Source organism: Ruminococcus sp. MCC718, from assembly GCF_018783905.1.
Taxonomy (GTDB): domain Bacteria; phylum Bacillota; class Clostridia; order Lachnospirales; family Lachnospiraceae; genus Hominisplanchenecus; species Hominisplanchenecus faecis.
Map to the genome: position 1 here is coordinate 1,151 of NZ_WQNP01000065.1, position 9,587 is coordinate 10,737.

The 9,587-nt window shown below is 35.5% G+C and carries 15 protein-coding genes; 13 read left to right on the forward strand and 2 right to left on the reverse strand.

The window, feature by feature from the left end:
• The first annotated feature begins 24 nt into the window (after nucleotides 1-24).
• Nucleotides 25-927: a conjugal transfer protein gene (locus GPK60_RS07485; RefSeq protein ID WP_106987472.1), complete on the forward strand. Its 903-nt coding sequence runs from the start codon at nucleotides 25-27 to the stop codon at nucleotides 925-927.
• A 76-nt stretch (nucleotides 928-1,003) separates the two neighbouring features.
• On the opposite strand, the gene GPK60_RS07490 is transcribed toward GPK60_RS07485, so the two are convergent.
• Nucleotides 1,004-1,534 carry a PadR family transcriptional regulator gene (locus tag GPK60_RS07490; RefSeq protein ID WP_055158612.1) on the reverse strand — a complete coding sequence of 177 codons (531 nt, stop codon included), beginning with the start codon at nucleotides 1,532-1,534 and terminating at the stop codon, nucleotides 1,004-1,006.
• A gap of 128 nt (nucleotides 1,535-1,662) precedes the next feature.
• On the opposite strand from GPK60_RS07490, the gene GPK60_RS07495 reads away from it, so the two are divergent.
• The 7 genes from GPK60_RS07495 (at nucleotide 1,663) to GPK60_RS07525 (ending at nucleotide 5,009) form a co-directional block, all read left to right on the forward strand.
• Nucleotides 1,663-2,130: a hypothetical protein gene (locus GPK60_RS07495; protein WP_055158613.1), complete on the forward strand. Its 468-nt coding sequence runs from the start codon at nucleotides 1,663-1,665 to the stop codon at nucleotides 2,128-2,130.
• Nucleotides 2,131-2,235: 105 nt separating this feature from the next.
• The gene (locus tag GPK60_RS07500; protein WP_055158614.1) at nucleotides 2,236-2,460 is read left to right on the forward strand and encodes a hypothetical protein; all 225 of its coding nucleotides are present in this window, start codon (nucleotides 2,236-2,238) and stop codon (nucleotides 2,458-2,460) included.
• 117 nt (nucleotides 2,461-2,577) lie between these two features.
• Nucleotides 2,578-3,027: a LytTR family DNA-binding domain-containing protein gene (locus GPK60_RS07505; RefSeq protein ID WP_158293293.1), complete on the forward strand. Its 450-nt coding sequence runs from the start codon at nucleotides 2,578-2,580 to the stop codon at nucleotides 3,025-3,027.
• Nucleotides 3,020-3,433 (forward strand): hypothetical protein, encoded by a 414-nt coding sequence (locus GPK60_RS07510; RefSeq protein ID WP_138276440.1) that lies wholly within the window; start codon nucleotides 3,020-3,022, stop codon nucleotides 3,431-3,433. Before GPK60_RS07505 ends, GPK60_RS07510 begins: the two co-directional genes overlap by 8 nt.
• Before the next feature lie 5 nt (nucleotides 3,434-3,438).
• Nucleotides 3,439-4,050 carry an isoprenylcysteine carboxylmethyltransferase family protein gene (locus GPK60_RS07515; RefSeq protein WP_055158668.1) on the forward strand — a complete coding sequence of 204 codons (612 nt, stop codon included), beginning with the start codon at nucleotides 3,439-3,441 and terminating at the stop codon, nucleotides 4,048-4,050.
• Nucleotides 4,051-4,165: 115 nt separating this feature from the next.
• Nucleotides 4,166-4,351 (forward strand): cysteine-rich KTR domain-containing protein, encoded by a 186-nt coding sequence (locus GPK60_RS07520; protein ID WP_081021270.1) that lies wholly within the window; start codon nucleotides 4,166-4,168, stop codon nucleotides 4,349-4,351.
• Nucleotides 4,352-4,529: 178 nt separating this feature from the next.
• Nucleotides 4,530-5,009, forward strand: a complete 480-nt coding sequence (locus GPK60_RS07525; protein WP_055158669.1) for an MGMT family protein — start codon at nucleotides 4,530-4,532, stop codon at nucleotides 5,007-5,009.
• A 71-nt stretch (nucleotides 5,010-5,080) separates the two neighbouring features.
• On the opposite strand, the gene GPK60_RS07530 is transcribed toward GPK60_RS07525, so the two are convergent.
• The gene (locus GPK60_RS07530; RefSeq protein WP_055158670.1) at nucleotides 5,081-5,440 is read right to left on the reverse strand and encodes a helix-turn-helix transcriptional regulator; all 360 of its coding nucleotides are present in this window, start codon (nucleotides 5,438-5,440) and stop codon (nucleotides 5,081-5,083) included.
• Nucleotides 5,441-5,938: 498 nt separating this feature from the next.
• Between GPK60_RS07530 and GPK60_RS07535 the strand changes: the two genes are divergently transcribed.
• From GPK60_RS07535 to GPK60_RS07555, 5 genes are all read left to right on the forward strand, one after another.
• Nucleotides 5,939-6,370 carry a sigma-70 family RNA polymerase sigma factor gene (locus GPK60_RS07535; protein WP_044925118.1) on the forward strand — a complete coding sequence of 144 codons (432 nt, stop codon included), beginning with the start codon at nucleotides 5,939-5,941 and terminating at the stop codon, nucleotides 6,368-6,370.
• Complete coding sequence (locus GPK60_RS07540; protein ID WP_005423216.1) at nucleotides 6,360-6,599, forward strand: helix-turn-helix domain-containing protein; 240 nt, start codon at nucleotides 6,360-6,362, stop codon at nucleotides 6,597-6,599. The genes GPK60_RS07535 and GPK60_RS07540 overlap by 11 nt, the downstream gene beginning before the upstream one ends.
• Nucleotides 6,600-7,056: 457 nt before the next feature.
• Nucleotides 7,057-7,251, forward strand: coding sequence for a hypothetical protein (locus GPK60_RS07545; protein WP_005423220.1), 195 nt, complete (start codon nucleotides 7,057-7,059; stop codon nucleotides 7,249-7,251).
• A gap of 104 nt (nucleotides 7,252-7,355) precedes the next feature.
• Nucleotides 7,356-8,573 (forward strand): tyrosine-type recombinase/integrase, encoded by a 1,218-nt coding sequence (locus GPK60_RS07550; RefSeq protein ID WP_106987477.1) that lies wholly within the window; start codon nucleotides 7,356-7,358, stop codon nucleotides 8,571-8,573.
• A gap of 342 nt (nucleotides 8,574-8,915) precedes the next feature.
• On the forward strand, nucleotides 8,916-9,380 hold the full coding sequence (locus tag GPK60_RS07555; protein ID WP_147632081.1) for an Hsp20/alpha crystallin family protein: 465 nt from the start codon (nucleotides 8,916-8,918) through the stop codon (nucleotides 9,378-9,380).
• The last annotated feature ends 207 nt before the right edge of the window (nucleotides 9,381-9,587 follow it).

The window sequence follows — 9,587 nt, forward strand, 5'->3', positions numbered from 1 at the left end:
CAAACAATAGAAAGGACTTGAAATATGTTTAAGAAAAAAGAAAAAACAGAGAAAGCACCTAAGAATAAGAAGGTGCGTACCATGAAAGTCGGTACACATAAGAAATCTGTTCTGCTTTTGTGGGCGGTGCTTCTGGCAAGCACCAGCTTTGGTGTGTATAAGAACTTTACCGCCATTGACACCCACACGGTACATGAAAAAGAAATCATTCAGTTAAGATTGAACGATACCAACGGTATTGAGAATTTCGTCAAGAACTTTGCGAAAGCCTACTACTCATGGGATACAAGCAAGGAAGCCATTGAAGCAAGGACAACAGAAATCAGTAAATACCTTACCAAAGAATTACAGGACTTGAACGCTGATACCATCAGAACGGACATACCAACCAGTGCGACCGTTACAAATGTGCTGGTCTGGAATATAGAACAGTCTGGAACGGACGATTTTACCGTTGCCTACGAAGTAGATCAGCAGGTAAAAGAGGGAGAACAGACACAGGCAGTCACAGAAAACTACACCGTGACCGTTCATGTGGATAAGGACGGTGCAATGGTCATTACCCAGAATCCAACCCTTGCTCCGGCGGTACAGAAATCAAAGTATGAACCGAAAGTACAGGAAGCAGATGTCAGTGTCAGTTCCGATACCGTCAAGGACGCTACCGCTTTCTTGGAAACATTCTTTAAGCTGTATCCGACAGCTACGGAAAAAGAACTTGCCTATTATGTCAAAGATGGTGTGCTTGCTCCTGTATCCGGCGATTATGTATTTTCGGAGCTGGTAAATCCTGTTTTTACCAAAGATGGCGATAATCTTAAGGTCAGTGTGTCTGTGAAGTATCTGGATAACAAGTCGAAAATGACACAAATCTCACAGTATGAGCTGGTGCTTCATAAGGACGATAACTGGAAGATTGTAGAATAAGTTTGTAAAAAATGCTAAAAAAAGGCTTGCGTCATACTCTATATAGTATGCTCCGCAAGCCTTTTTACCATATATTCTATTTTGTTGTAGCTTTAAAAAGTCGTTCTGTACCGCTAATTTCAGCTAAGACAATATCCGTCATACGTTGTAGATTGGCAACATGATATGGATTAACTTGTTTTTCCCATTCTTCTGTATGTTGTTTTTGAATACCAGCAAGATATTCTTGTAAAACGGTCATACGCTGTTCTAACAGCGTCTTTTGTTCTTTTTCTGGTAAACAATCAAGGAAAAATGCTGTGATAGAAAAAATATTCGTATCATAATCGAACTTCAAAAAAGAAGTTCGCAAAGTCTCCAAAAATACTGCTTTTCCTTGTTCCGTGATTGAATAAACAGTTTTATCGGGCATATTACCGTCCTTCTGTATTTCACCAACGAGATATTGCTTTTTCTCTAGAGTTTTAATTGTGGCATATACAGTAGACGTTCCAATATTGAACCAATACTTGATATTCATGTAGTCTAAAGTTTTAACAATTTCATAGGCATTAAGTGGTTGATGAGTAATAAGCCCTAAAAGCATAGTAGCTGATTTTGATAACATATATTTCACACTCCTTGACAAATACAATGATTTAAGCTACTCTATATATAGAGTAGTATTATATTATATTACTCTAGCTTGATTATAACACGAATATCTGGAAAATGAAAGAGAAAGGAGATGTGCTTATGCCACAATTAAATAAAGGCGGAAAATTCGTATTTGGACTATCTTTGATACATGATGATTTAACCGTTCAATTTCCAACGCAAGCACTTGAAGAATATCAAGTGCTAAATGATGATAAAATCATTATCTTTACAGGAAGTAAGGTTACGGGTGGGTTTTGCGTAACGACATATCCTCTATTATCTAAGTCAAAATTAAGTCATATTTTACATGAGTGTCCACAGTTAGAAAAACAGTCTATTCCACGAGGAACATTGGTTACATATAAAGGACGGAAATATGCGTGGCTTCCTCTAAAGGAAAATGGTAGTATTCAGTTTACATCACAGCTATTAAAACAGTTAAATCTTGATATAGGAAATGAATTGTTGTGTATTAGAAGTAGCGATATTGCATTTACAATGGGGGCGAAAGGTCCACTTCTTGAAAAAGCTCATAACTATAATGGAAATATTGAACGATATTAGCGGGAAGGGATTTACTTATGACAGATTATAAAAGTTATACAGTATCGAAAAATAAATCCAGTTATTTAGTGATGGCTAGAAAATAAGATTACATGGGGGTATTACATGATAGGACTAAAAAAAGGAGATATGAAAAAAATCTTAAAGGCTGGTGCAAAGGCAAGCGGTGTCTCTGTATCGGAATTAAGGGAAAATATACAGGTTACTATTGATGAAGCCATGAACAGTACAGACCCAGAGGTACAGGCGAATTTCAAAAAGCTGTTTGGAAATAAGCGTCCCACGCCAGAGGAATATATCTATAAAATTACAAAGGAAATAAAACTTTAATTGAATAAAGTGGAATGTGGGTATTTTACATACTGTTAAGGGTATTTGAACTTAAAGTGCTTGCGACTGTTTTGGAGAAATATTAAACTTCTATTAAAGTACATGGAGGAAAGCATATTGAAACTGCAACTATTGGAAAAAAAAGATTTGGCTGAACCGGAAATAGATATACGATATTCAAGTATGACCCAACCTTTAAATCGGATTGTTCAATATATCCGTCAACAAGAATATCTTATACAAGGAATTTTTGAAAAAAAGCTGTATCAGATACCATTAAATGAAGTCTTGTATTTTGAAACTGTTGATAAAAAAACATTTATGTACACTCAACAAAAAATATTTGAATGTAAAAAGACACTTTCTGCTATTGAACAAGATTTAATAAGGTCAAATGTTGTAAGGATAAGCAAAACAGCCTTATTGAATATTTCTTGTCTGGTCTGTGTTAAACCTTACCCTAACCACAGATTATTGGCAGAACTTAACAATGAAGAAAATCTAATTGTTTCAAGAAAATATATTCCTATTCTAAGAGATAAGATAAGGAGTGGCTATTATGAATAAATTTTTAAGGACATATCTTCCTGCATTTTCTATGGCATTTACATTTATTATTTTGTATGCAACGATAAGCAATATTATAGCAGGATATTCTAAAGACAGATTTTGTTTCTTTATTTTGCAGGTGTTTGTTTATCTTATGGTGTCAGTGATTGTCGATTGGCTTCTATCATTTATAGATTTTAGCAAATATATATATCACTTTATTGCTGAAATGATTATATTATATCCAATAACCATTGGTGTGGCATTTATAGGTAAATGGTTTGCGTTTAGTGCAATTAACATTACATGGTATTCATGTGTCTATATTTTAATTATGATAGCTATTCATTGCTATTTTTATCATATTTCCAAAAGACAAGCTGATGAAATAAACAAATTTTTAAAATTAAGGAATAAGAGGTAATAGTAATGGGCGATATGACAAAATTTAATAGTGCTATTGAATATTATATATTTAATGTGTTGCTAATGTGTTTACTTATTTCCGAAATATTTATTTTCTTTTATACACGTTCAAAGCAAAATAGAACTGAAAAAATTGACACTAGAGATTTAGGAACGAAATGGTTGTTATATTTAAATTTTGTATTTTGTTTGATAATTAGTTTTCTATGTATCAGTCAAAAAGCTCCATTTTGCATAAGAGAATTGACGTTGCCTGCTTACTTTGCAAAAATTGGTATGTTAATTATAGCAGTCGGGATTTGTATTCGTATAAAAGCTGTTTTAACTTTAAAAAAGGCATTTACATTAAATGTTCAGATTAGTAAAGAACAACAGCTAATAACAAATGGTATGTATAAATTTGTACGCCACCCTGCCTACACTGGAAGTATTCTGTCATTATTGGGCGTGAGTATTGCGTTAAAGAATATCCCTGCTATATTGATAGTTGCTATTTGTAGCTTTGTTTGCTATCAAATAAGAATAAATGTTGAAGAAGCAGTTTTACAAAAATATTTCAAAGAATATAACTTATATAAAGAAAAAACATATAAACTTTTTCCGTATATATATTAAAATTGCTGATGTCTTGGAGATAACTTTAGTAATGGTATTGACTAGTTATTTTTTATGAAAAAATAAAATTTGTAGAATAAATTTGTAAGATTAAGCGAATATGAGAGGAGCTTTTATGAGTAATCAATCATGGGTGTTTTGCCCTATTTGTAACAATAAGACACGAACCAAAATACGGAACGATACAGAATTGATAAATTTTCCGTTATTCTGTCCGAAGTGCAAACAAGAAACTATAATCAATATGAAACGTGGAAATATAATTATCAGAGAGCCAGACGCTAAGACGCAGAGCCGATAATTTGTAAGTTATTGTAACTTATAGATTGTCGGCTCATTTTTTAATTCCATGATTCTGTGTTTAGTTATGATATAGCATGAATTAAGAAATATACAAATCGAAAATCAACAAATTTTTCAAACAGTCTCATTGCATAGGAATGACAAACAGATTATTCTTAAAGCAGGAGGTGGCAGAAATGGCAAACGAAGATAAAAAAGATTTTAATGCTATGTTGCACGATAACAAGGATATGCCAAAATTTCAAATCATTACAGACCAGAAAAGCATTGAAAAATATGGGGGAAGTAAAATGTATTTTGCTCCGCCAATTGACTATGACAGAGTAATGAAAAAAGTCCCTTATGGTAAAGTGATTACTGTTGGGACAATACGAGAATACTTTGCGGAGTTGAGTGGTGCAGATTTTACAGAACCGATTACAGCAGGAATTTTTGTTTCTATTGTGGCATGGGCTAGTTATCAGCGTTCCGAAGATGAAACGCCTTATTGGAGAACATTAAAAGCGAACGGAGAACTGAATGCTAAATATCCAAATGGCATTGAGGCACAAAAAGAAAAATTAGAATCAGAGGGACACACTATTATTCAAAAAGGGCGAAAAAATATACGGTACTATGTAAAGGACTATGAAACTTTTCTCTTTGATTTGAAATAGGTAAGTTTTTCCTTTCATGTTCATAGGTGTTAAAGTACCTGTATAGAAAAACAGAGAAAATAAGAAGCAAATTACTTCTTATTCTCTCTGCTGTTCAAGATACCGTCAATCGTACCTTGAATAATTTTTAATTCGTTATCACTCAATAAATCAAGTGACGAATCTATCTGACGGCGGGTTGTGCTTTTTTCAATATTTTTTGCTGGATAGAAATACTCGTCAACAGATATATTGAACATGGTAACTAAATCATGGAACAACTGAAAGCTAGGGTGTTTCCCGATATTTTCAATATCTGCGATATGACGTTCTCCGTAAAAGACTTTATCGCCTAAATCATTTCTGGAAAGCCCTGCTTTCTCTCTGGCTTCTCTGATTGCCAGTCCTAAAGGACGAAAATCAAAGCTGTGTGTATCTTTCTTTTTTCTCATTTTTAATCACCTAGCATGAGTTTATACTTCATGTCATGTGATTAGAATGTGTTAAAAACTCATATTATATGCATTGTAAATTCAAACAAAAATATTACCTCGTTCGGTAAATAAAAAAAACCGTTCTGTGGGTAATCTGTTTTATAATGTCCAAAAATATTAGGACGGTTTTGGTATAACCAGAGCTGTCCTTTTTCTATTTTCACAGGCTTGCTCGGGTCAAGGAGCAATTTGTGATTCTAAGTAAAACAGGCAATCTATACCGACAACCGAATTTATTCCGTCTTTTTCTTAGTACATCATCAGTCCTTGAACATGAATTAAAAACTCATATATCAGATGTTTTAAAAACAGTCTATTTGTTATTGGTGCAAATAGGCTGTTTTCATATTTACAAAAATTTTTTTCAATCCTGCAACAAATCACACCTTGCCGTACAGATATGGTGCGGAAAGAGGGATACATACTTTTTACTTCATAGCGAAAGGGGGTGTGATTTTGAAACCATCAGACTTCCAAAAGACAATACAGTGTCAATTTGACTGTAAGCTCAAAAAGGTTGTGAAAGGCATTGTCCGTAATTACCGCAAGGAATTAGCCAGACGACAGGCAAAAGAAGTATCCTTTTGTGAGCTTCCAGAGATTGTTGTTGAGAAATTGATTGTATGGGACGATTACGAAAGTGAATATACAACATTCGATGTGTGCGGTACAGAAATCCGTGTACTTGACGAAGAACTTGCAGAAGCACTGAAACAGTTGCCGGAGCAGAGCCGGAACATTGTATTGATGTTTTTCTTCTTGGATATGAGCGATTCGGAGATAGGCGAAAAGCTGAACATCAACCGAAGTACATCATACAGGCACAGAAGAAATTCACTTGAAGAAATCAGAAAGCAGTTAAAGGAGAAGAAAACAAATGAAGAATAAGCAACACACACTTCCATCATTTTTTCTCATATCATCAGCCGTGGACGGTAACGAAAACGCCATAGAAAAGCTGTTGCTGTTCTATGAAGCCTACATATCAAAATGCTGTTTACGCCCGTTTTACGATGAATACGGCAACGTATACATTGTGGTTGATATGGAATTAAAGGGGCGTATCAGAGAAGCCCTTTTGAAAATGATATGTGAATTTGAAATAGACGAACATTAAATAATCTTTGAGCGGAGCATGATTTAACAAACTCCCCTCTTTCCTGTTCCGCTTTTTCTTGCCATTCTGTATCAGTCCATTTGTAAAAATGAATTGATACAGGCTGACAAGAGCCTAACAGTTCTTTGACAAGTGAATAAAGCAGTCAGATACGTTTGTGCTTGCAGTGAGCCATCAGAGGTTGTACGCCGTGACTTTTCCAATCGGGAGATAGCGATTCATGCAATGATCTGGGAGCGACCGTTGGAAAAGTCGTTCTGCCATGACCTGCAACACAGGATAATGATACACCCGTATGACACGGTTCAGCCCACAGGAATGGGAATGGTTGAGATACCAGCGGAGCTTGCCGAAGCCGTCTGATTGCTTGTAAAAAGCACATGGTAAAGGAGAGTGATACTTTTACTGGTGTGCAGAAAATGACGATAATACAGGTCGGTAAAAGGAGGACTGACAGATGAACAAAACAAAAGAAAGACCAACCTCACAGCCGATAACGGTAAATATAGATAAATTATCTGCAATGTTATCTTGTGGTCATGCTACTGCAAGAAAGATTGGAGAACAGGCAGGAGCAAAAATTGTGATTGGACGTAGGGTTCTTTATTCGGTAGAAAAAGTTAAAAATTACCTCTCATATCTGGAAGAATAACACCCTTTTTCATTTATGTTTCTTGTGATATATGGTATAATATTTACAGACATAACCACGTCATGAGAACAAAAAGAGGGCTATTACAGAAAGGAATGTTTCTCATGGCAAATAGCAGAAAAGACCATAAAGGAAGAAAATTAAGAGAGGGCGAAAGCTGGCGTAAAGATGGTAGATACAGTTACCGTTATACAGATATAAGAAGCGGAAAGCGTCTGACAGTATATGCAAGAGATTTACCGGAATTAAGGGAAAAGGAAAAGCAGATTGCAAAAGACTTGGAAGATAACATTTTAACGGATGGAGCAATCAAAAAACTTACTCTTAATAAATTGTTTGAAAGATATATGTCTACTAGGGAGCTGAAAGAATCCACTAGAGCAAATTATCTGAAAACATGGGAGAATCGTGTCAAAGATGAAATTGGAAACATCAAGGTTGTTCAGATTTTACCATCACACATCAAATCGTTTTACTCAAAACTTTCTAAAGCAGGATACGCATATTCTACAATAAAATTTATTAACAATATGATTTATCCGGCACTGGAAATGGCTGTTGATGATGATATTATCCGCAAAAATCCGGCAAAGTTTTCTATCAGTGATTATGGTAGACAGGCAGAAGAACGTATTGCCTTAACAGTTTTACAACAGGAAAAAATGCTGGAATTTGTGAAAAATAATCAAGTATACAATACCTATTATCCAATGCTTAGAATCATGTTAGGAACAGGTGTAAGGTGCGGAGAACTGATTGGATTGACTTGGGAAGATGTAGATGGCAGAACAAAAGTGGTAAGTATTGACCATCAGTTGATTTATAAAGATTTAGGAGATGGCTATAAATTCCATATTTCCACGCCAAAGACAGATTCTGGAATCCGAACTATCCCTATGACATCAGATGTACAAAGAGCATTTGAAGAACAAAAGAAATTAAACTTCATGCTTCAAAAAGGAAAAGATGTTGAGATAGATGGTTATAAAGGATTCATTTTTATGGCGAAGTCCGGCAGACCGCTCATGCCTAATGCGATAAACAATATCTTATATAATATTGTAGACGCATATAACAAAAAAGAAGTTCAAATTGCAAAGACTGAACATAGAAATGCTGAATTGTTACCAAAGGTATCTGCTCACATTATGCGACATACGGCTTGTACCAGAATGGCAGAAAAGAGGATAGACGTAAAAGTTCTTCAATATATTATGGGACACGCCCATATAGATGTAACAATGGACGTATATAACCATGTAAGTGAGATGTCCAGAATTGAGAGTGAAATCACAAGGCTGGAAAGCGTAGCAATTAGCTGACACCAAAAATAAAAAATTGGTGTCAAAATGGTGTCAAATCAAGAAAAAGTGATGATTATAAGGAAGAAAAAGTGTTGCAAACCTCGTAAAATCAAGGTTTGCAAAAAAAATCTCAAAAAATTAGCACTCACCTCTTGACAGTGCTAACGTTGCGTGCTATAGTACAGATAGAACAAAGGAAGAGGAGAAAGGGAACAGGAAATAAGAAAAAGAGGTTCCCGAAAATCCAAAACCTCCTGAGTCCTGATAAGCGAAATGAAAAGTAAATGTAACTGTTCGGTACAGGTCGAAGTACCCGGAATGCGAAAAGGTTACTGCAATTAGAAAAAGGAGAGATGACTTATGTTGATGCCGAGCATTTTTGGAGAAAATTTATTTGATGACTTTTTTGGTGATTTCCCATTTTATTACGATAAAGATATGAAGAACGTTGAGAAGAAACTTTACGGACGTAAAGCCAGCCATGTAATGAAAACCGATATCAAAGAAACAGATAATGGTTATGAGCTGGTTGTAGATCTTCCGGGATTCACAAAAGATGAAGTTCAGGCTACGCTTGAAAATGGTTATCTGACCATCAGTGCAGAAAAAGGTCTGGACAAAGATGAGAAAGAAAAAGAAACCGGTCATTATATCCGCAAAGAACGTTATGCGGGAGCGTGCAGCAGAAGCTTTTATGTTGGTGAAGATGTAGAACAGGCCGATATCAAGGCTGAGTTCAAACATGGTATCCTGACCCTGTTTGTTCCAAAGAAAGAAGCAAAACCGGCAGTAGAACAGAAAAAGACCATTGCAATCGAAGGCTGATCCTTTTAGGGGAAGGGGTTTGCAAAAAAAGCAGTTTAACGAAACAGAAAGGCGGATGCTAAATATCCGCCTGATGTGAGATGAAAAGCCCGGCAGATGAAAATCTGCCGGGCTTTTTGTATGTGCACCTAGCGGCGCACGTTTCTAACGGGTTAAAGTCCCGAATCCGCCCGGTAGTGGGAAGGATATAGCCGAAGGCAAGGGTGT

Coding starts and splice junctions, on each gene's coding strand:
- GPK60_RS07485 (WP_106987472.1), top strand. CDS start 25: ATGTTTAAGAAAAAAGAAAAAACAGAGAAAGCACCTAAGAATAAGAAG.
- GPK60_RS07490 (WP_055158612.1), bottom strand. CDS start 1,534: ATGTTATCAAAATCAGCTACTATGCTTTTAGGGCTTATTACTCATCAA.
- GPK60_RS07495 (WP_055158613.1), top strand. CDS start 1,663: ATGCCACAATTAAATAAAGGCGGAAAATTCGTATTTGGACTATCTTTG.
- GPK60_RS07500 (WP_055158614.1), top strand. CDS start 2,236: ATGATAGGACTAAAAAAAGGAGATATGAAAAAAATCTTAAAGGCTGGT.
- GPK60_RS07510 (WP_138276440.1), top strand. CDS start 3,020: ATGAATAAATTTTTAAGGACATATCTTCCTGCATTTTCTATGGCATTT.
- GPK60_RS07515 (WP_055158668.1), top strand. CDS start 3,439: ATGGGCGATATGACAAAATTTAATAGTGCTATTGAATATTATATATTT.
- GPK60_RS07520 (WP_081021270.1), top strand. CDS start 4,166: ATGAGTAATCAATCATGGGTGTTTTGCCCTATTTGTAACAATAAGACA.
- GPK60_RS07525 (WP_055158669.1), top strand. CDS start 4,530: ATGGCAAACGAAGATAAAAAAGATTTTAATGCTATGTTGCACGATAAC.
- GPK60_RS07530 (WP_055158670.1), bottom strand. CDS start 5,440: ATGAGAAAAAAGAAAGATACACACAGCTTTGATTTTCGTCCTTTAGGA.
- GPK60_RS07540 (WP_005423216.1), top strand. CDS start 6,360: ATGAAGAATAAGCAACACACACTTCCATCATTTTTTCTCATATCATCA.
- GPK60_RS07545 (WP_005423220.1), top strand. CDS start 7,057: ATGAACAAAACAAAAGAAAGACCAACCTCACAGCCGATAACGGTAAAT.
- GPK60_RS07550 (WP_106987477.1), top strand. CDS start 7,356: ATGGCAAATAGCAGAAAAGACCATAAAGGAAGAAAATTAAGAGAGGGC.
- GPK60_RS07555 (WP_147632081.1), top strand. CDS start 8,916: ATGTTGATGCCGAGCATTTTTGGAGAAAATTTATTTGATGACTTTTTT.